Raw genomic sequence first — 18,671 nt, forward strand, 5'->3', positions numbered from 1 at the left:
CCGTCCGCGCTGATGCGCGGACTCCCCGGGATATTTTTGTCTAGACGAAGGTCTATTCGTTGGTCTTGACCGCGATGGTCTGGCGCAACTGATGGTCTTCGCGGTTGAAGATGAGGATCTCATCGTCCGCTGTCACCACCGCGTACCAATCCGAGCCTTGGGTGAAGGCCGTTGCCTTGGTGCCGGAGGGCAGGGTGATCTCGTCGGGAAGCGGCGCGCGGGCGTTCGTGAAGCGGATGACAATCAGCGACAGGATCGCTACAAGCCCTGCGATCATCACCGCCGTCAGCAACGTCACCAGCCGGCGCAGGAAGCGCAGGTTGGCGGGTTCGGGCAAATCCTCAGGGTTTTCGGGAGTATTGGACATGGAGCAGCCTCTGCGCATCGTCATCGGGGAAGCCCCGCCGCCGCGCCTTGATAAGGCGCTGGCGCGCGATGTGCCAGAGGAAGCGGCCCTCTCGCGCACCCGGCTGGCCCGGCTCATCGCCGAGGGCGCGGTGACCCGTGGCGGCGAGGTGCTGTCGGACCCCAAGGCCAAAGTGGCCGAGGGCGATGTGCTGGAGATCTCTGTGCCGCAAGCCGAAGAGAGCCACATCGGCCCCGAGGACATCCCGCTCGACATCATCTGGGAGGATGCCGACCTCGTGGTGGTGAACAAGCCCGCGGGCATGGTGGTGCATCCCGCGCCGGGCACGCCCTCGGGCACGCTGGTCAACGCGCTGCTGTTCCATTTCGGCGACGATCTGTCTGGGGTCGGCGGCATGAAGCGACCGGGCATCGTGCACCGGATCGACAAGGACACCTCCGGCCTGCTGGTCGTGGCCAAATCCGACCGCGCGCACCACGGGCTGGCGGCACAATTCGAGAAGCACAGCGCCGAGCGCGCCTATCTGGCGGTGGTGCATGGCCTGCCCTCGACCGCCGATCCGCGGCTGCGCGGTGTGCGCGGCGTGTCTGTCGAGCCCGGCGAGGTGATCTGCATTCAATCGGGGCTGGCGCGGCACAAGACCGACCGGCAGCGGCAGGCGGTCTATTTCGACGGGCAGGGACGCCACGCCACCACCCGCGCGCGGGTGCTGGAAAGCTTTGGCACGCCGCCGTCGCTGGCGCTGGTCGAATGCCGGCTGGAGACCGGGCGCACCCATCAAATCCGCGTGCATATGGCCCATGCCGGTCACGGGCTGATCGGCGATCCGGTCTATGGCGGCAAGCGCAAGCTCTCGCCGAAAGCGCTGTCGCCCGAGGCATTGGCGGCGGCGACCAGCTTTGACCGGCAGGCGCTGCACGCGGCTCTGCTGGGCTTTGAGCATCCGGTCACCGGCGAGCATCTGCGCTTCGAGGCGGAGCTTCCCGCAGACATGGCCGATCTTTTGCAGGTGCTGCGCGGGGAATGACATAAGCTTCCCATCTGCGTGAAAGCGGCGAAATACGGATCCGCGCGACGGATCCATGCGTTAGAAACGTGAAACCTTCGTAAGACCGCTAACATCGCGGCCTTGAAATGATCCGGGGGCCTGCCCATATGGCATGTTAACCCCCATAACATTGGAGGAACGGACACGTGAGCAACTACGCCAATCTGCCGGCGCCGTCGCCGGAAGCCGGCCTCAGCCGGTACCTGCAAGAAATCCGGAAGTTCCCGCTTCTGGAGCCGGAAGAAGAATACATGCTGGCCAAGCGCTGGGTCGAAGAGCAGGACGCCGAGTCGGCCCATAAGATGGTCACCAGCCACCTGCGTCTCGCGGCCAAGATCGCCATGGGCTATCGGGGCTACGGTCTGCCGCAGGCCGAGGTCATCTCGGAGGCCAACGTCGGCCTGATGCAGGCGGTGAAGCGCTTTGACCCCGAGAAGGGCTTTCGCCTTGCGACCTACGCCATGTGGTGGATCCGCGCCTCGATCCAGGAATACATCCTGCGGTCGTGGAGCCTGGTGAAGCTGGGCACCACCTCGGCGCAGAAGAAGCTGTTCTTCAACCTGCGCAAGGCCAAGAACCGCATTGGCGCGCTGGAGGACGGCGATCTGCGTCCCGAGCACGTCGAGCGTATCGCCACCGATCTCGGCGTGTCCGAGGATGAGGTGATCTCGATGAACCGGCGCATGTCGGGCAGCGACGCCTCACTCAACGCCACGGTCGGCGCGGAGGGCGAAGGCTCGATGCAGTGGCAGGACTGGCTCGAAGACGAGGACGCCGATCAGGCCGCCGACTATGCCGAGCGCGACGAGATGGATGCGCGCCGAGCGATGCTGGCGCAGGCCATGGACGTGCTCAATGACCGCGAGAAGGACATTCTCACCCAGCGCCGTCTTGCTGAACAGGCGGTGACGCTGGAGGAACTGTCGAGCGTCTATGACGTCAGCCGCGAGCGGATCCGTCAGATCGAGGTGCGCGCCTTCGAGAAACTGCAGAAGCGCATGCGAGAGCTTGCGCAGGAACAGGGAATGCTGAGCGACGCCTGACGTCGCGCCTCCCGAACGTGTCCCCGAACGCCCGTCGCACCTGCGGCGGGCGTTCTGCTTGCAGCCCCCTGCGGCGACGCTACCATCTGCGCAAAGGCTGAAAGGATTTGAGCATGGGTGATTACGTCAGATGGGGCATTCTGGGCGCTGCGAATTTCGCAAAGAACCACATGGGGCCAGCGATCCATGCGGCGCGGGGCGGGGCGCTGACCGCGCTGGCGAGCTCCAAGCCCGAGAAGGCCGAGCCCTTCGCCGCCTTTGCTCCCGGCTTGCGGGTGCATGACAGCTACGACGCGCTTTTGGCCGATCCCGAGATCGACGCGGTCTACATCCCACTACCCAACGCGCTGCACGTGGAATGGAGCCGGAAGGCCGCGGAGGCGGGCAAACATGTGCTCTGCGAAAAACCCATCGCCATGCAGGCCGAAGAGATCGACGATCTGGTGGCGGTGCGGCAGAAGACCGGCAAGCTGATCGCCGAGGCCTGGATGGTGGCGCATCACCCGCAGTTCGCCAAGGCGCGCGAATTGCTGCAGGCCGGAGAGATCGGCGATCTGCTGCGCGTCGACTCGACCCACAGCTTCTACAACGACGACATGCAGAACATCCGCAATCAGGCCGATGTCGGCGGCGGCGCGATGCGCGACATCGGGGTCTATGCCTTCGGGTCGATCCGGCTGATCACCGGGCAGGAGCCCGGCGAGATCCTCGCGGCCCAGATCGACTGGCAGAACGGTGTGGATGCCTCGGCGCATGTGATGGCGCAGTTTCCGGGGTTTCTCTACACCGGGCGGGTCTCGACGCGGGCGGCGCTTTGGCAGGAGATCGTGCTGCATGGCACCAAGGCGGTGATGCGCTTGCCGGTGCCCTTCAACGTGCAGGTCTTTGGCGAAGCGCGCGTCGAGGTTCACGGGCCGGGGCTGGAGACGCGCACATGGCGCTGGCCCGCCGAGAATCATTACGTGCTGCAGGTGGAAGCGTTCAACAGGGCGGTGAAGGGCGAGGCCGACTATCCGCTGCCGCTGGAGTTCTGCCGCGGCACGCAGGAATTCATCGACCGTATCTTCGCCGCAGCGCCGCAGGGCTAATGCTGCGCAGCATTTTTAAGGCCGCGATGCAGCATGTTGCAGCATCGCGGCGGTGAGCCGTCCGGCAAGTGTCGGTGAAACTGGTGCTTTTCTTTTTTTCTGCGCTCGCATAGGCTTTTCCTCAACTCTGCGTGGAGGGAGGGTCCAACGTGGCTGACACCGAAAAACCGCTGCTCATCAAGCGCTATGCGAGCCGGCGGCTCTACAACACCGAGACCAGCGATTATGTGACGCTCGAGGACATCTCGGGTTTCATCCGCGACGGTCGCGACGTGCAGATCGTCGACCTGAAATCGGGCGATGACCTGACGCGTCAATATCTGCTGCAGATCGTCGCCGAGCATGAAAGCCGCGGCGAGAGCGTGCTGCCGATCAACGTGCTGACCGACCTCGTGCGCAGCTATACGACGCAGGCCACCTCGGCGGTGCCGCAGTTCCTTGCGGCCAGCTTCGAGATGTTCCGCGACAGCCAGAGCAAATGGGCCGAGGGCATGGCGCAGGTCAATCCTATGATGCCGAAGATCCCCGGCCTCGAGGCGATGCAGGCGCAGCAAGAAGCCTTCCTGAAAGCCATGTCTGGCCAGATGGGCGGCAATTGGTCCGGCCCCTCGAAAGAAGACGAGAGCGGCGGCGAGAGCGAGGAAGACCTCGCGGCGATCAAGAAACAACTCGCCGAGCTGCAGCAGAAGCTCTCCAAGATGGACAAATGATCAAGACACCCAAGTGATCCAGGGCCCTTCGGGGCCCGATCTGCTTTTTGGCGCCCCGCCACCCGGCGCATTGCGCAGGATCCGGATTTCCCCGCCGCCCCGGATCGGGCAAAGCGGGGGCATGGATCACGCAGCTTCCCCCCGTATCGACCGTACCGCCGCCCTGCTGCTGCTCGCCCTCGCGGCGCTTTGGGGCAGCACGTTCCTCTTTGCCGAGATCGCCCTGCGCGCGCTCAGCCCGATGCAGGTGACGCTGCACCGCGTGGCGCTGGCGCTGCCGGCGCTCTGGCTGGTGCTGCGCTGGCGCGGGCTTGCCTTGCCGCGCAGCGCGCGTGTCTGGAGTGCCTATCTGGTGATGGGCGCGCTCAACAACGCCATCCCCTTCACGCTGATCTTCTGGGGGCAGACCTATATCGAAAGCGGGCTGGCCGCCATCCTCAATGCCTCGACCGGGGTGCTGGGCGCGGTGGTCGCCGGGCTGCTGCTGCGCGACGAGCGGCTGAGCTGGCACAAGCTGGCGGGCGCGGCGTTGGGGCTTTGCGGGGTGGCGGTGGTGATCGGACCCGAGCGGCTGACGACGCTGGACCCGCGCAACCTCGGGCAGGGGGCGGTGCTGCTGGCGGCGCTGAGCTATTCGCTCGCCAGCGTCTGGGCCAAGCTGCGCCTCGCGGGGCAGCCGCCGCTGGTCAACGCCTTTGGGATGCTGGCCGGAAGCACGGCGCTGCTGCTGCCGCTGGTGATCTGGCGCGAGGGTGTGCCGAGCCTCGACTATCCGGCCGGGGTCTGGGGCGCGCTGCTGGGGCTGTCGCTGCTGGCCACGGCACTGGCCTTCATCCTCTATTTCGCCATTCTCGCGCGGGCTGGCGCGGCGAACCTGATGCTGGTGACGCTGCTGATCCCGCCTTTCGCGATCCTTCTGGGCGCGCTCTTCCTTGGCGAGCGTCTGTCGCCGGGGGTCTACCTTGGGCTTGGGGTGATCGCGCTGGGGCTCTTGGTGACCGACGGGCGGCTGACGGCGCGACTGCGCCGTCGGCCCAAGCGCCGGTCAAAAGGCAGCACTCAGGTGCCGTAGGCGCGCAGCGGCCCCATCACGCTTTCCGCCGCGCTGACCAGAACCTCGGCCACCGCAGAGCATTCCTCCAGCGTCAGCCGCGCCGGCAGCCGCGTGTCGCAGGCGCGCTCGAGCATGGCGCGGGTGCGCGGCAGCTCGGGGATCTCGGTGAGGAACTGCCAGTTCCAAAAGGCGCGGGCGTTGTCGGTCGACAGGCCAAAGAGCTGCACTTTCACGCCGCCCTCCGCCGCGGCCTCGATGAAGGCGCGCATCTCGGCAGCATCCATGCCGACAAGGTTGAACTGCAGCGAATCCGGCGCGCGCTCTTCGGGGCCAAGCTTTTCCGGCACCTCGATCCACGGCGAGCGGTTCAGGATGGCGGCCACATGATCGTGGTTGCGGCGCCCGTCGCGCACCCGGCGCGCGACCTGCGGCAACTGCGGGCGGATCACTGCGGCGGCAAGGTTCGACAGGCGCAGGTTATAAAGCGGCAGCCGGTTCTGCCAGCGGGCAAAAGCCTCTTCCAACTCAGCCGAATTGTCGCCCGGCGTCATATGCTTTTTCCAGTTATGCTCGTAAGCGCCCGAGAGGATCACCGCCCGCGCCACCAGATCGGCATCATCGGTGATCAGGATGCCGCCCTCGCCAGCGTTGACCAGCTTGTAGCTCTGGAAGCTGAAGCAGCCGACCTTGCCCAGCGTGCCGATGTTGCGGCCCGCCCAAGTGGTGCCCAGCGAATGCGCCGCGTCTTCGATCACCGGCACAGCGCGCGCGTCGCAGAGCGACAGGATCGCGTCCATGTCCGAGGTGTGGCCGCGCATATGGCTGATGATCACCGCCTGCACGTCGCCGAGCTTGGCCTCGAAGTCGCTCAGGTCAATGCGGTAGTTCTCGCCCACCTCGCAAAGCACCGGCACGCAATCGGCATGGACGATCGACGAGGGCACGGCGGCGAAGGTGAAGCCGGGGATCATCACCTTAGCGCCGCGCGGCAGGCCGAGCGCCTTCAGCGACAGGAACAGCGCCGCCGAGCAACTCGACACCGCCAGCGCGTATTTGCTGCCCAGCATCGCCGCGAATTCGCGTTCCAGCAGCGCGACGGGCGCATCCTCGGCGGCGGTGTAGCGGAAAAGGTCGCCCGATTGCAGCAGACGCTCGATCCCGGCCCGCGCTTCCTCGGGGATCGGCTCGGCGTCATGCATGTTGGGAAGGCTGCTCATTTCACAAATCCCGAATTGTCTCTTTCGAAAACCTTAAACACCGTGTTTGTGACAGCCAAGTATAAAGCCCCCGCAAAATACGGGGGCCTTGCAGGGGTCGGCGGATTTTTTCTTAGATTCCGAGGCGGTCGCGCAGCGCGTACCAGCTCATCGCCAGCACCAGCAGCGGCGAGCGCAGCGCCGCGCCGCCGGGGAAGCTGGGGACCGGCAGCGCCGCCATGGCGTCGAAGCCAGCAGACTGGCCGCGCACCGCCTCGGCCAGCAGCCGCCCGGCATGAACCGCGGTGCCGACGCCGTGGCCCGAATAGCCCGAGGCCGACAGCACGTTGGGACCCAGCCGCGCCAGCAGCGGCAGGCGCTTCATGGTGATCGCCAGCGTGCCGCCCCAGGCGTAGTCGATCTTCACATCCTCAAGCTGCGGGAAAATCTCCAGCATCGGCTTGCGCACCAGCGCGCGGATGTCCGCGGGGAAACGGTAGCCGTAGCTCTCACCGCCGCCGAACAGCAGCCGCCCGTCGTGGCTGAGGCGGAAGTAGTTCACCACGAATTTGCTGTCGGCCACGGCCACGTCGCGGGTCAGCACTTCACGGGTGCGCTCCCCCAACGGCTCGGTGGCGACGACGAAATTGTTGATCGGCATAACGCGCGCCGCGACCTTGGGCTGCAGATCGCCAAGATAGCCGTTGCAGGCATAGATCACATGGCCCGCGCGCAGACGGCCCTTGCCCGTGTGGATGACCGCCTCGGGGCCCTGATCGACCTTTGAGACATGGCTGGTCTCATAGATGCGCGCCCCGGCGCCTGCCGCCGCTTTCGCCAGCCCTTGGGCAAAGCGCAGCGGGTGCAGATGCGCAGCGCCCATGTCGAGCACGCCGCCACAATAGTCGGGCGAGGGGCAGAGCTCATGGAAGGCCCCGGCGTCGAGCTGCTCGATCTCGTAGCCATAGCGCGTGCCCATATGATCGGCATACTCATGCAGATGCTGCACGTCGCCCTTGCTGGAGCCGCACCATGCCACGCCGTCGCGCAGATAACAGTCGATGCCATGCTTTGCGATGAGGCTGCGGCAGAGATCCTTGGCTTCCTCGCCAAGATCCCAAAGCACCCGAGCGTCGGCCTCACCAACCATCTTCTCGAGGCTCAGCTGATCCTGCCGCTGTCCCGACCCAAGCTGCCCGCCGTTGCGCCCCGAAGCGCCAAATCCGACGCGATGCGCCTCCAGCAGCGCCACATCGAGCCCGGCTTCGGCCAGATGCAGCGCCGCCGACAGCCCGGTATAGCCGCCGCCGATGATGCAGACATCTGCCCGCGCCTCGCCTTCGAGCGCGGGGAAGGGGGGCAGCGCATCGGCAGTCGCCGCGTACCAGCTTTGCGGGTATTCCCCGCGCCGGTCGTTGGAAAACAGCAGGTCCATGAAACACCGCCTCCGCTTCGTCTAGATGCAAATATCCCGGGGGTCCGGGGGCAGCGCCCCCGGCCTGTTCGCGCCCGTTCCCGGCTCAGACGTTGAGCAGCAGGTGCTCGCGTTCCCACGGCGAGATCACCGCGAGAAATTCTTCGTACTCGGTGCGCTTCACGATCGAGTAGACGCGGGCAAAGTCCGGCCCCAGCACCTCGTGCAGCTTGGTCGCCTCGTCGAAGATATCCAGCGCCTGTCCCAGCACGCGCGGGATGTCGCCCTCCCCCTCATAGGCGTCGCCGCGGAACTGCTTCGACGGGCGCCGCTCTTCCATCAGGCCGAGGTAGCCGCAGGCCAGCGAGGCGGCGATGCCGAGGTAGGGGTTGCAGTCCATCCCCGCGAGGCGGTTCTCGACGCGCCGCGACGACGGACCCGAGATCGGGATGCGGATGCCGGTGGTGCGGTTGTCGCGGCCCCATTCGAGGTTGATCGGTGCGGCGCTGTCGCGCACGTAGCGGCGGTAGCTGTTCACATAGGGTGCCAGCACGGCGATCGCCGCCGGAAGATGCGCCTGCAGCCCGCCGATGAAGTGATAGAAGGCGTCGGTCTCGCCGCCGGCGGGGCCGGAGAAGATGTTGCGCCCGGTCTCGATCTCCATCACCGAATGGTGGATGTGCATGGCCGAGCCCGGCTCATCGGCGATCGGCTTGGCCATGAAGGTGGCAAAGCAGTCGTGGCGCAGCGCCGCCTCGCGGATCAGCCGCTTGAAGTAGAAGATCTCGTCGGCCAGCTTCACCGGATCGCCGTGCTGCAGGTTGATCTCGAGCTGACCGGCGCCGCCTTCCTGCGTGATGCCGTCGATCTCGAAGCCCTGCGCTTCGGCGAAGTCGTAAATGTCGTCGATCACCGGGCCGAACTCGTCCACGGCGGTCATCGAATAGGCCTGCCGGGCGGCGGCGGGGCGGCCCGAGCGACCCATCATCGGCTTGATGTCGATCGCCGGATCGACGTTGCGCGCCACAAGGAAGAATTCCATCTCCGGCGCCACAACCGGCTCCCAACCCTGCGCGCGGTAAAGCTCGACCACCCGCTTCAGCACGTTGCGCGGGGCGTAGGGGATCGGCTCGCCCTTGCGGTCAAAGGCGTCGTGGATCACCTGCAGCGTCCAGTCGGCCGTCCACGGCGCGGCGGTGGCGGTGGTCATGTCCGGGCGCAGGATCATGTCGCGCTCGATGAAACCTTCGTTTTCGTCCGCCGCCTCGCCCCAGTCGCCGGTGATCGTCTGGTAGAAGATCGACTCTGGCAGGTGGAAATAATCCTGCCGGGCAAATTTCGACGCAGGCACCGCCTTGCCGCGGGCAATGCCGGGCAGGTCGGCGATCACGCATTCGACCTCGTCGAGCCGCCGCCCTTCGAGATAGGCGGTGGCGGGTTGCGGAAGCTGGTTGGTCCAGTCTTCGGTCATGCGAGAGCCTTTTGCTTGAAGAAATGCGCGAATTGATCGGCGAGGGCGCGCTGGTCGAGCGGCGTGCCAAGCGCCTTGTCGGCGGCGTCGAGCTTGTCCTGCGGCACCACGCCGGGGCCGCGGGTGTCGATCAGCGCGCGGGTGAAACTGTCGTCGAACTCGGGGTGCGGCTGCACCGTGTAGGCGTGGCCGGGATAGAGCAGCGCGGCATAGTCGCAATAGTCCGAACTGGCGATCACCTCGGCGCCGGGCGGCAATTGGGTGACTTGGTCCTGATGCCACGCGTTGATGATCTTGTCGCCACTCGCGAAGTGATAGGCGGTGGGGCCGATGATCCAGCCGCCGGGGTGCTTCTCGACCTTGCCGCCAAGCGCCTGCGCGATGATCTGATGGCCGAAGCAGACGCCGATCAGCGGTTTGCCAGCGGCGTAGATGTCGCGGATCAGTTGCTCGAGCGGCGGGATCCAATCGTGCTCTTCATAGGCGCCGTGGCGCGAGCCGGTGATCAGCCAGCCATCGGCGGCTTCGGGGTCTTCGGGAAACTGCCCCTCGACCACGGACCAACTGGCGAAGTCGAAGCCGTAGCCATCGAGAAGACGGGCGAAGAAGGCGGGATATTCACCGGTCTCTGCCGCGAGTTCCGCGGGGACGAGGCCGGTTTGCAGGATGCCGATTTTCATGGATCACACGTTGGTTTCGCTGGCGCGGTTTATGTGGCGCGGTTTGTCTGGCGCGTCTTTCAGGCCAGGGCGTTCTGCGCCGAAGGTAGCCTTGCCGCCCGAGGGCGGCAAGGTGGTGCTCAGACCGTATCGAGATAGATTTCTACCTGCTCCTGCGGCGAGAGTTCGGCCATGTAGAGCTGCTCTTGCCGTTTGGTCAGCAGCAGGTTGCGGATCAGTTCGGGCGGCAGGATGCGCGGCATGATTGGGCTGGCCTCGAAGGCGTCCATCGCCGATTCCCAGTCGGTGGGGATCGTCGGCAGGTCCTGCGCGTAGGCGTTGCCGGTAATCGGTGCGGGCGGCTCCATCTCGTCCTCGATCCCGGCCAGCGCCGCGCCGAGGATGGTGGCCATCAGCAGATAGGGGTTCACGTCGCCGCCCGCCACGCGATGCTCGATGCGCCGCGCCGCCGGGCTGCCCGAGGGCACGCGGATCGCCGCGGTGCGGTTCTCATAGGCCCAAGAGATGCCGCAGGGCGCGTGGTTCTCGGGGATCAGCCGGTCGTAGGAGTTGAGATGCGGCGCAAAGATCAGCGTGCTGTCGCTCATGGCGTTGACGCAGCCGCCAATGGCGTGGCGCAGCACGTCGGTGCCTTTGGGGCCACCGTCGTCGAAGATGTTGTTGCCGTCCTCGTCGAGCACCGAGAAATGCATATGCATCCCCGAGCCGGCGTAATCCTCGTAGGGTTTGGCCATGAAGGAGGCGGCAAAGCCGTGGCGGCGCGCCAGCCCCTTCAGCAGCATCTTGAACAGCCACGCATCGTCGGCGGCGCGCAGCGCATCGTCCTGATGCATCATATTGATCTCGAACTGACCCAGACCCGCCTCGGAGATGGCGGTGTCGGCGGGGATGTCCATGTCCTCGCAGGCGTCGTAGAGATCGGTGAAGAAGATGTCGAACGCGTCGAGCGCGCGGATCGAGAGCACCTCGGCGGCTTTGCGGCGCTTGCCCGAGCGGGGCGAGACCGGCACCTGCAGCTTGCGGGTGCTGTCGTCGATCAGGAAGAACTCCATCTCCAGCGCCACCACGGGGGTCAGCCCGTGTTTCTTGTAGCGGCGGACCACCTGCGCCAGCGCGTGGCGCGGATCGCCCTCATAGGGTTTGCCGCCCTCGTGGAACATCCAGATCGGCAAAAGCGCGGTGGGGGCCTCGAGCCACGGCATCGGCACAAAGCCACGCTCAGTGGGCTTGAGTACGCCATCGCGGTCGCCGCTTTCAAACACCAGCGGGCTGTCGTCGATGTCCTCGCCCCAAATGTCGAGGTTGAGGGCCGAGAAGGGGAAGCGGGTGCCATCCTCGACGACCTTATGGGCGAAACGGGAGGGCACGCGCTTGCCGCGTGGCTGGCCGTTGAGATCGCAGGCGGCGACGCGGATGGTGCGGACCTGGGGGTTCTTGCGGAGCCAGGTTTTCGGGTCTGTCATGGTCTATCCGGAAATTTGATCAAATTAAGCGTAGCGACTCGGATGCACGCTGGCAAGCGGGGGGGTGGCGGGAAGAGAGGAGTATTTTTGGAAAGATGAAAGAGCGGGCGCGCAGAGAAGCCGCCTGCCACGCGAAATATGGCCGGGCGCCCGGACTCCGGGGCTGACAGGTGCCAGGGTATGGTGGGGGCCTTGGGTAAGGGCGCTCAGGCGGCGCGCCTTGCGTCCGCTCCGTCAGCGCAGCAAGAGCCGCGGACGCATCCGCATCTTCTGGCGACGCTCTTTGGGCAGATGCCGGTTCAGCCGCTTGTTGATCAGCCCGAAGACGCCGACCACGCAGAGTGTCAGCAGGATGAAATAGCCCGCAAGGATCGGGTAGGGGATGAACGGGTTGAAGGTCTTGTCGGCGAAGTAATTCGCGTAATAGAGCGCGTCGCCCCGCTGCTGCCACGCCGGAAAGCCCGAGAAGAACACCAGCGTGGTGGCGTGGAAGAGGAAGATCGCCTCGTTGGTGTAGGCGGGCCACGCGAGGCGCAGCATGGTCGGCCAGACGATGCGGCGGAAGCGCGGGAGCCCCGAGAAACCGTAGGCGTCAGCCGCCTCCACATCGCCCTTGGGCACCGAAAGCAGCGCGCCGTAGAAGATCTCGCCCGAATAGGCGGCGGTGTTGAAGAACAGCACGATCGCCGCGCCCAGCCACGCCGAGGTCAGCGGATCGAAGACCGGCGAGACGCTCTTGAGGCTGAGGAACAGGAAGTAGGCAAAGAAGAACTGGATGAAGAGCGGCGAGCCGCGGAACACGAAGATCACCCATTCCGCCAGCTTGCGCAGCGGGGTGATCTTCGATGCCTTGCCCATGGCCAGCGCCGTGGCGAGGCAGAAACCGGTGATCAGGCTGACGATGCCGAAGTAGATGTTCCACAGCATGCCCGAGCCGATCAGTGTGAACTGCTGGCACAGGGTGAAATTGTCGCGCGGCAGCAGCCGCTCGCCGATGCCGATCGAGCGCAGCCCGTAGTCCGCGATGGTTTCCCAGCAGCTCATGAGGCCTTCCTCTGCGCTTCGCCGCCCATGGTCGCCTGACCGTGGGTGAGGCGCTTCATGATGCGGTCAAGGACGATCTCCGACACGCGGGTGAAGACCAGATAGAAGACCAGCAGCGCCGCGAAATACCACACCCGCCAGTCGGGGTGCGGATAGTCGGTGAAGCGCGCGGTCTTCGAGCCGCCGAGTTCGCGCGCCCAATAGACGATGTCCTCGACCCCCAGCAGGAACAGCAGCGGCGTCGCCTTGATCAGCACCATCCACAGGTTCGACAGGCCGGGCAGCGCATAGACCCACATCTGCGGCACGAGGATGCGCCAGAAGGTCTGGCGCCGGGTCATGCCATAGGCCTCGGCGGTCTCGAGCTGGGCGTGTGGCACGGCGCGCATGGCGCCAAAGAGCACATTGCCCGCGAAAGCCCCGAAGACGATGGCGAAGGTCAGCACCGCCAGCGAGAAGCCATAGGTCTCATGCACCCATTGTGCCGCGGTCGACAGCGGCAGCTTGGCCTCGGCGCAGACCACGAAGTCATTGCCCTGCCGGATCGGCTGATCCCAGTCGGGGCATTTCACTTCGTGGCGGATCCACTCGAAGAACTGGTCTAGGGCGATGACAAAGAACAGGAAAAAGGCGATGTCCGGCACGCCGCGCACGATGGCGATATAGCCCTTGCCCAGCCACGACAGCGGCGGGAAGGGGGAGCGGGCCGCCATGGCGCCGCCGAAACCGAAGGCCAGCGCCACCGGCGCGGTGATCGCCAGCAGCAGCAGCACGGTGCCGACCGAGACATAGATCGACATGTGCTTGCCCGTGGTCAGGTAGCAGCTCAGCCAGCTCAGGCCAGAGATCGCGTCGGGGTCGGTACACCAAGAGAACATGTCGGATCAGCCGTCGAGGGGGCCGGACAGGCCCCCTCGTCTTGGGGCGCTCAGAACGGAGCGCCGATTTCCCATTTCACGAGCAGCTCGTTGAGCGAGCCATCGTCCTTCATGGACTGGATCGCCGCGTCGAACTTCTCTTTCAGCTCGGCGTCGCTCTGGCGCAGGCCCATGCCGACGCCGCCACCGATCAGCTCTTCCTGTTCGAGCAGCACCACGTCGTCGCTCTCGTCGGCGACCGGCGCGAGATAGCTCTTGTCGGCCAGAACCGCGTCGGCTTCGCCGCTGCGCACGGCGGCGACGGTCTCGTCCGGGGTGGCGTATTCCACGAGGGTTGCGCCCATTTCAGCGACGAAGGCGGCCTGAATGGTGCCGGTCTGCGCGGCGATCACCGCGCCCTTCAGATCGACGTCTTCCATGCCCGAAAGCACGAGGTAGGCCGAAGGGTCTGGCTGGGTGTAGTTCTGGGTGAAGGCGATGACTTCGGCCCGCTCGGGGGTGATCGACATGCCAGCCATGATCGTGTCGTAGTTGCCCGACACGAGGTTGGGGATGATCGAATCCCAATCGTTGGTCACCCACTCGCAGGTCACTTCGGCGCGGGTGCAGAGCTCGTCGCCCAGTTCGCGCTCGAAGCCGTCCACTTCACCGCTGTCGTTGATGAAGTTGTACGGAGGGTAGGCGCCCTCGGTGCCCATGCGCACCACGTCCTGTGCCAGCGCGACGCTGGCGGTCATCGCCAGCGCGGCGGTGCCGAGAAGGATGGATTTCATGTAACTTGCTCCCTGGTTTACGCGTCCGATTGCGGTTCTTGGCCGCTTGTCAGACATGGCTGGTCGACCGCAGGAAGCCCTGCAGTCGTTCCGATTTCGGCGCGCCGAACAGCTCGGCCGGGGCGCCTTCTTCCTCGATGCGCCCCTTGTGCAGGAACACCACGTGATCGCTCACGTCATGGGCCATCTTCATGTCGTGGGTGACGATGATCATGGTGCGGCCTTCGGCGGCCAGATCCTTGATCACCTTGACCACTTCCTGCTCCAGCTCGGGATCGAGCGCCGAGGTCGGCTCGTCAAAGAGCAGCGCCTCGGGCTCCATGCATAGCCCGCGCGCGATCGCCGCGCGCTGTTGTTGGCCGCCGGAAAGCTGCGCCGGGAAGACGTCGGCCTTGTCGCCGATGCCGACCTTGTCGAGATAGCGCCGCGCGGCGGCCTCGACCTCGGCGCGCGGACGGCCGAGCACGGTGAGCGGCGCTTCCATCACGTTCTGCAGGATGGTCATATGGGCCCAGAGATTGAACTGCTGGAACACCATGGAAAGATTGGTGCGCATGCGCAGCACCTGCTTGGGGTCCGCCGGGCGGCGATTGTGCCCGGAGCCGTGCCAGCGCACCGGCTCGCCCTTGAACAGGATCTCGCCTTGCTGGCTGTCTTCAAGCAGGTTGCAGCAGCGCAGCAGAGTGGATTTGCCCGAGCCCGAAGATCCGATCAGCGAGACGACGTCGCCGCGCTTGGCGGTGATGCTGACGCCCTTGAGGACTTCAAGCTCGCCATAGGCCTTGTGCAGATCGCGGATCTCGATGACGGGATCGAGGGTCTTTGCGTTGGCTGGGGCGTTGGCAGGAGCGGGATCGGTCAAGCCTCACCTTCTTGGGCAGTTGCTGAATCTGGCGGCGAGAATGGGCGAAAAGCAGCCCCGATGTCCATGCGCAAAACAGCAGGCTCTGCCGGGTTTGCGCGGCGTAAATGGGCAATTGCCCGGAAATCAGCCGGATGGACGGAGTCTCAGCCCGCGGCTTCGACCCTTTGCCGGGCCAGCGCCGAATCTCTGTCGTTGATGCCGAGCAGGTTCGACACCAGCCGCAGCAGCGCGTCTTCCTCGTCGTCGCGGCTGCCGTCGGCCAGCGCCACCTGCCACAAGGCCTCGATCACCGCGATGCGATCCTCATAGGCTACGGCGTCCTTGATCGCGCGGGTGAAACGCACGGTATCGGGGGCCTCGGCCTCCAGCGCCTCGGCCTCGCGGCGCAGCTTGCTGGCCTCGAAGGGCGACAGGCCATAGCGCGTCGCGGCGATGCGGTCGATCCGGTCCTGTTCGGACTGGTCGTAGGTTTCATCGGCCCGTGCCACACGCACGAGCAAAGCGCAGAGCGCCAGCCGCGCATCGGCGTCGGGCAGGAGCTCGGGGCCGGGATCGACCAGCCGTTTCAGGAAATCCGCAAACATAGGCAAGATATAGCCGCCTCTTGCCGCCGCGCCAACGGCAGAGCGTGACGGGCGTCGCACGAAGCTGTGTGCGACGGTTTCCGCCTTCGTCTAGAGGCAAATATCCCGGGGGAAATCCGCGCCAGCGGATTGGGGCAGAGCCCCCAGCTACGGCCAGCTACAGTTGGTCAATTCGCGCGATTGGGCGCGGCAAGATCCTGCGGCGTCACGAAAAGCAGATGTTCCGACAGCCATAGCGCGCTCTGCAGCGAGGCGGCGGGCGCTTCGGCGTCGGCCATGACTTCATAGAGACAATGCGCCAGCGCCAGCCGCTCGCGATAGCCGACCGCGCGGGCCAAAAGCGCGGCGAAACAGGCGGTGTCGGGGGCTGCCGCCGCGACGGCCTGACAGGAGATGCGCATCTCGGCGGCCTCGCGCGGGGTCAATTCGTGGCGGCGGGCCAGAACCGCATCGACCACCGACACGCGCAGCAATGGCGGCTGGCCTTGGGCTTCGGCGGCGGCGCGCAGCAAAAGCGCCCCGAGCGCCAGCGGCACATCGCAGGGTTCGAGCGGCGTTGCCTCGGGGGCTGCCATCCAGAATTTCAGACCGCGCGGCAAAGTCTTAGCCTAGGTGCGCGCGGCTGCGCATATGCGTGAACCGTGTCATTTCGGCCCTGTTCGCTGAGTGTCGTCTGACTTACTTTGCGTCAGGTTCCGGCGGCGGGCAATGGTCTTGCGCGGTCAGCGCGCGGCCTTGGCACGGCGCAGCCGATCGGTGAGGGCGCTTGCCGCCTCGGACAGACCCCACGGCGGGTTCACCACGAACATGCCCGAGCCGATCATCCGATGATTTTCGCGCACGGGGGGAAAGCGGATCTCGTGGCAGAGCGCGTCGGGGAAATCCTCGGTCAGCGCCGCCAGCATCGGCACATGCGCGGCGGAACTGAGGATCGGATACCAGAGCGCAAGCACGCCGACGTTCCACTTCTTGTTGATCTGGCGAAAGAATTTCGGGATCTCGACGTAGTCCTGCTTGAGCTCATAGGGCGGATCGACGAGCAGCACGCCGCGCCGGGGCTCTGGCGGGCAGAGGCTGTGGGCGAGGGCGAATCCATCCTGCCGGTGCAGCGTCACATTGGGCGCGCGCAGTGCCAGCGTCAGCGCCTGATGCTCTTGCGGGTGAAGCTCGGCGAGGTGGATTTTATCGTTCGGGCGCAGCAGCTTGGAGGCGATGAGCGGCGAGCCCGGATAGGCGTTCGGCCCATGTTCGCGGCGCACCGCATCCAGCGCGGCGAGATAGGGATGATCCTGCCCGAAGATGCCCGCATGGGCGCCGATGCCCTGCGCCGCCTCGCCGGTTTTTACCGCCTCGTCGGAGGTCAGATCATAGAGCCCGCGACCGGCATGCGTCTCGATATAGGTGAGCGGTTTGTCCTTCTTCGTGAGGTAGGACAGCAGCTCTGCAAGCAGCGCGTGCTTTTGCAGATCGGCGAGGTTCCCGGCGTGGAAGGCGTGTTGGTAGGAAAGCATCTGGGCCTCGGAGCAGGGGGGCACAAGCGATGCACAAAGCATGCACAACCCATGCATATGCCGCAGCAGATAGCCCTTGCGGCGCGCCCTGTCGAGCCAGTGGCCTTTGGCGCGCGCTTTCGGCCTGCCGCTGCGGCGGGCAGGGCAAGAGCGCGGCGGCGCAAATGCGAGCAACAGAGCGCCCACATCGGCGGAGCGGGTGGTTCGGCCTTGCGGGGCCCTGAAGCGCGCGCGATGCTGCCCCAATTGACGGAAGAAATTTTTGAAAATTTTTACGCGCGGCTGCGAGAGGACGGGACGCCCCTCTGCCGCGCCGAGGAGCGAAACCGTGACAATCGAGGACTTCATGACGGCGGCCGAGGGCCGCCCGAGCGGCTTTGACTATATGCGACTGCTGCTCTCGGTTCTGGTTCTGGCAATTCACAGCGTGCAGATCGCCTATGGGCAGCAATTCTACATGGAGGTGATCTGGAGCCATTTCCCCAGCGACGGGCTGGCGATGACCGTGCTGCCGATGTTCTTTGCCCTGTCGGGCTTTCTGGTGGCGGGCAGCCTTTATCGCTGCCGCACGCTGTTTTCCTTCATGGGGCTGAGGTTCATCCGCATCTATCCGGCGCTGGCGGTGGAAGTGGTGCTGTCGGCGGTGGTGCTGGGGCCGCTGGTGACCTCGCTGGCGTGGCCCGAGTATTTCGCCGCCGAGGAGTTTGCCCGCTATCTGCTCAACGCCACTGGCCATGTGAGCAACGAGTCGATGTATCTGCCGGGGGTCTTCGCGGGCAACCCGCAGGAAGGCTTGGCGAACGGCCAGCTGTGGACCGTGCCCTATGAGCTTTATTGCTACATCGGCCTTGGCCTTCTGACGCTGCTTGGCGCGCGGCGCGACCGGCGCGTGCTGCTGCTGGGTCTGCTGGCCTTCCTGACGCTGTCGGTGGTGAAGATGGGGCTGAACACCGGCTGGCATTTCGACCCTTGGGTCGGCACGGTCACCGGACGGGCGCTGGTGCTGGCCTTCGTCTGCGGTGTCTGCCTGCATGCGTGGCGCGAGGTGATCGCCGTGCGGTTTGGATTCGTGCTGGCAGGCGCGGTGATCGCGGTGATCGCGTTCAGCCTCAGCGGGCTGGGCCAATACGTGGGGATTTTCGCGATCTCTTACGTGACGGTGGGGCTGGGGTTGATGAATGCGCCGCGGCTTGGCGTGCTGAAGCGGGCCGATCTCAGCTATGGCATCTTTCTTTATCACTTCATCATCGAGCAGCTGGTGGCCTATCTGCTGCCCGGTCTGCGCGAATGGTATTGGATCACGCTGGTGTCGCTGCCGGTGACGGCGCTGGTGGCGCATCTGTCGTGGGTGCTGATCGAGCGCCCGGCGCTGCGGCTGCGGCGGCATGTCTTTGCGCTGGAAGGCTGGGCGGTGGGCGCGATGCCCGCGCTGGCCGGGCGCGGCGCGCTGCGGTGATCCGCGGGCGCAGGCCCTATCGCAAA

At 65.6% G+C, this 18,671-nt stretch carries 19 protein-coding genes; 6 read left to right on the forward strand and 13 right to left on the reverse strand.

Annotated features, from left to right (window positions below; genetic code table 11):
• Nucleotides 1–52 precede the first annotated feature (52 nt).
• A complete protein-coding gene (locus tag AYJ57_RS10575) occupies nt 53–367 on the reverse strand; it encodes a DUF6476 family protein (protein WP_066104726.1) in 315 nt (104 codons plus the stop codon).
• Between AYJ57_RS10575 and AYJ57_RS10580 the strand changes: the two genes are divergently transcribed.
• The 5 genes from AYJ57_RS10580 (at nt 366) to AYJ57_RS10600 (ending at nt 5,328) form a co-directional block, all read left to right on the forward strand.
• Nucleotides 366–1,394 carry an RluA family pseudouridine synthase gene (locus AYJ57_RS10580; RefSeq protein ID WP_066104729.1) on the forward strand — a complete coding sequence of 343 codons (1,029 nt, stop codon included), beginning with the start codon at nt 366–368 and terminating at the stop codon, nt 1,392–1,394. The genes AYJ57_RS10575 and AYJ57_RS10580 overlap by 2 nt on opposite strands.
• Nucleotides 1,395–1,561: 167 nt before the next feature.
• Complete coding sequence (gene rpoH, locus AYJ57_RS10585) at nt 1,562–2,458, forward strand: RNA polymerase sigma factor RpoH (protein WP_066104732.1); 897 nt, start codon at nt 1,562–1,564, stop codon at nt 2,456–2,458.
• Nucleotides 2,459–2,571: 113 nt separating this feature from the next.
• Nucleotides 2,572–3,546: a Gfo/Idh/MocA family protein gene (locus tag AYJ57_RS10590; RefSeq protein ID WP_066104734.1), complete on the forward strand. Its 975-nt coding sequence runs from the start codon at nt 2,572–2,574 to the stop codon at nt 3,544–3,546.
• A gap of 149 nt (nt 3,547–3,695) precedes the next feature.
• Nucleotides 3,696–4,256, forward strand: coding sequence for a polyhydroxyalkanoate synthesis repressor PhaR (gene phaR / locus AYJ57_RS10595; protein WP_066104738.1), 561 nt, complete (start codon nt 3,696–3,698; stop codon nt 4,254–4,256).
• A 121-nt stretch (nt 4,257–4,377) separates the two neighbouring features.
• Nucleotides 4,378–5,328: a DMT family transporter gene (locus AYJ57_RS10600; RefSeq protein WP_066104741.1), complete on the forward strand. Its 951-nt coding sequence runs from the start codon at nt 4,378–4,380 to the stop codon at nt 5,326–5,328.
• Here the strand turns inward: AYJ57_RS10600 and AYJ57_RS10605 are convergent.
• From AYJ57_RS10605 to AYJ57_RS10660, 12 genes are all read right to left on the reverse strand, one after another.
• Nucleotides 5,316–6,527 (reverse strand): DegT/DnrJ/EryC1/StrS family aminotransferase, encoded by a 1,212-nt coding sequence (locus AYJ57_RS10605; protein WP_066104744.1) that lies wholly within the window; start codon nt 6,525–6,527, stop codon nt 5,316–5,318. The genes AYJ57_RS10600 and AYJ57_RS10605 overlap by 13 nt on opposite strands.
• A gap of 112 nt (nt 6,528–6,639) precedes the next feature.
• Entirely contained in the window at nt 6,640–7,941 is a 1,302-nt protein-coding gene (locus tag AYJ57_RS10610; RefSeq protein ID WP_066104747.1) for an NAD(P)/FAD-dependent oxidoreductase, read from the reverse strand.
• 85 nt (nt 7,942–8,026) lie between these two features.
• The gene (locus AYJ57_RS10615) at nt 8,027–9,391 is read right to left on the reverse strand and encodes a glutamine synthetase family protein (RefSeq protein ID WP_066104750.1); all 1,365 of its coding nucleotides are present in this window, start codon (nt 9,389–9,391) and stop codon (nt 8,027–8,029) included.
• Nucleotides 9,388–10,071: a type 1 glutamine amidotransferase gene (locus AYJ57_RS10620; RefSeq protein ID WP_066104752.1), complete on the reverse strand. Its 684-nt coding sequence runs from the start codon at nt 10,069–10,071 to the stop codon at nt 9,388–9,390. Before AYJ57_RS10620 ends, AYJ57_RS10615 begins: the two co-directional genes overlap by 4 nt.
• A gap of 119 nt (nt 10,072–10,190) precedes the next feature.
• Nucleotides 10,191–11,534 carry a glutamine synthetase family protein gene (locus AYJ57_RS10625; protein WP_066104754.1) on the reverse strand — a complete coding sequence of 448 codons (1,344 nt, stop codon included), beginning with the start codon at nt 11,532–11,534 and terminating at the stop codon, nt 10,191–10,193.
• Between the two features lie 234 nt (nt 11,535–11,768).
• Nucleotides 11,769–12,578, reverse strand: coding sequence for an ABC transporter permease (locus tag AYJ57_RS10630; RefSeq protein ID WP_066104756.1), 810 nt, complete (start codon nt 12,576–12,578; stop codon nt 11,769–11,771).
• Nucleotides 12,575–13,456: an ABC transporter permease gene (locus AYJ57_RS10635; RefSeq protein WP_066104759.1), complete on the reverse strand. Its 882-nt coding sequence runs from the start codon at nt 13,454–13,456 to the stop codon at nt 12,575–12,577. The genes AYJ57_RS10630 and AYJ57_RS10635 overlap by 4 nt, the downstream gene beginning before the upstream one ends.
• Nucleotides 13,457–13,506: 50 nt before the next feature.
• Nucleotides 13,507–14,229: a transporter substrate-binding domain-containing protein gene (locus AYJ57_RS10640; protein WP_066104762.1), complete on the reverse strand. Its 723-nt coding sequence runs from the start codon at nt 14,227–14,229 to the stop codon at nt 13,507–13,509.
• Between the two features lie 49 nt (nt 14,230–14,278).
• The gene (locus AYJ57_RS10645; protein WP_066104765.1) at nt 14,279–15,091 is read right to left on the reverse strand and encodes an ABC transporter ATP-binding protein; all 813 of its coding nucleotides are present in this window, start codon (nt 15,089–15,091) and stop codon (nt 14,279–14,281) included.
• A 146-nt stretch (nt 15,092–15,237) separates the two neighbouring features.
• A complete protein-coding gene (locus AYJ57_RS10650) occupies nt 15,238–15,678 on the reverse strand; it encodes a tellurite resistance TerB family protein (protein ID WP_066104767.1) in 441 nt (146 codons plus the stop codon).
• 167 nt (nt 15,679–15,845) lie between these two features.
• Nucleotides 15,846–16,253 carry a hypothetical protein gene (locus tag AYJ57_RS10655; protein WP_237220140.1) on the reverse strand — a complete coding sequence of 136 codons (408 nt, stop codon included), beginning with the start codon at nt 16,251–16,253 and terminating at the stop codon, nt 15,846–15,848.
• A gap of 147 nt (nt 16,254–16,400) precedes the next feature.
• Nucleotides 16,401–17,189 carry a 23S rRNA (adenine(2030)-N(6))-methyltransferase RlmJ gene (locus AYJ57_RS10660; RefSeq protein ID WP_066106973.1) on the reverse strand — a complete coding sequence of 263 codons (789 nt, stop codon included), beginning with the start codon at nt 17,187–17,189 and terminating at the stop codon, nt 16,401–16,403.
• 328 nt (nt 17,190–17,517) lie between these two features.
• Here AYJ57_RS10660 and AYJ57_RS10665 point away from each other — a divergent pair, with 328 nt between their 5' ends.
• Nucleotides 17,518–18,645 carry an acyltransferase family protein gene (locus tag AYJ57_RS10665; RefSeq protein WP_066104772.1) on the forward strand — a complete coding sequence of 376 codons (1,128 nt, stop codon included), beginning with the start codon at nt 17,518–17,520 and terminating at the stop codon, nt 18,643–18,645.
• Nucleotides 18,646–18,671 lie beyond the last annotated feature (26 nt).

The organism is Salipiger sp. CCB-MM3 (assembly GCF_001687105.1).
Classification (GTDB): domain Bacteria; phylum Pseudomonadota; class Alphaproteobacteria; order Rhodobacterales; family Rhodobacteraceae; genus Salipiger.

Coding starts and splice junctions, on each gene's coding strand:
- AYJ57_RS10600 (WP_066104741.1), top strand. CDS start 4,378: ATGGATCACGCAGCTTCCCCCCGTATCGACCGTACCGCCGCCCTGCTG.
- AYJ57_RS10615 (WP_066104750.1), bottom strand. CDS start 9,391: ATGACCGAAGACTGGACCAACCAGCTTCCGCAACCCGCCACCGCCTAT.
- AYJ57_RS10610 (WP_066104747.1), bottom strand. CDS start 7,941: ATGGACCTGCTGTTTTCCAACGACCGGCGCGGGGAATACCCGCAAAGC.
- AYJ57_RS10655 (WP_237220140.1), bottom strand. CDS start 16,253: ATGGCAGCCCCCGAGGCAACGCCGCTCGAACCCTGCGATGTGCCGCTG.
- AYJ57_RS10630 (WP_066104756.1), bottom strand. CDS start 12,578: ATGAGCTGCTGGGAAACCATCGCGGACTACGGGCTGCGCTCGATCGGC.
- AYJ57_RS10605 (WP_066104744.1), bottom strand. CDS start 6,527: ATGAGCAGCCTTCCCAACATGCATGACGCCGAGCCGATCCCCGAGGAA.
- AYJ57_RS10620 (WP_066104752.1), bottom strand. CDS start 10,071: ATGAAAATCGGCATCCTGCAAACCGGCCTCGTCCCCGCGGAACTCGCG.
- AYJ57_RS10580 (WP_066104729.1), top strand. CDS start 366: ATGGAGCAGCCTCTGCGCATCGTCATCGGGGAAGCCCCGCCGCCGCGC.
- AYJ57_RS10640 (WP_066104762.1), bottom strand. CDS start 14,229: ATGAAATCCATCCTTCTCGGCACCGCCGCGCTGGCGATGACCGCCAGC.
- AYJ57_RS10590 (WP_066104734.1), top strand. CDS start 2,572: ATGGGTGATTACGTCAGATGGGGCATTCTGGGCGCTGCGAATTTCGCA.
- AYJ57_RS10635 (WP_066104759.1), bottom strand. CDS start 13,456: ATGTTCTCTTGGTGTACCGACCCCGACGCGATCTCTGGCCTGAGCTGG.
- AYJ57_RS10575 (WP_066104726.1), bottom strand. CDS start 367: ATGTCCAATACTCCCGAAAACCCTGAGGATTTGCCCGAACCCGCCAAC.
- AYJ57_RS10660 (WP_066106973.1), bottom strand. CDS start 17,189: ATGCTTTCCTACCAACACGCCTTCCACGCCGGGAACCTCGCCGATCTG.
- AYJ57_RS10650 (WP_066104767.1), bottom strand. CDS start 15,678: ATGTTTGCGGATTTCCTGAAACGGCTGGTCGATCCCGGCCCCGAGCTC.
- AYJ57_RS10625 (WP_066104754.1), bottom strand. CDS start 11,534: ATGACAGACCCGAAAACCTGGCTCCGCAAGAACCCCCAGGTCCGCACC.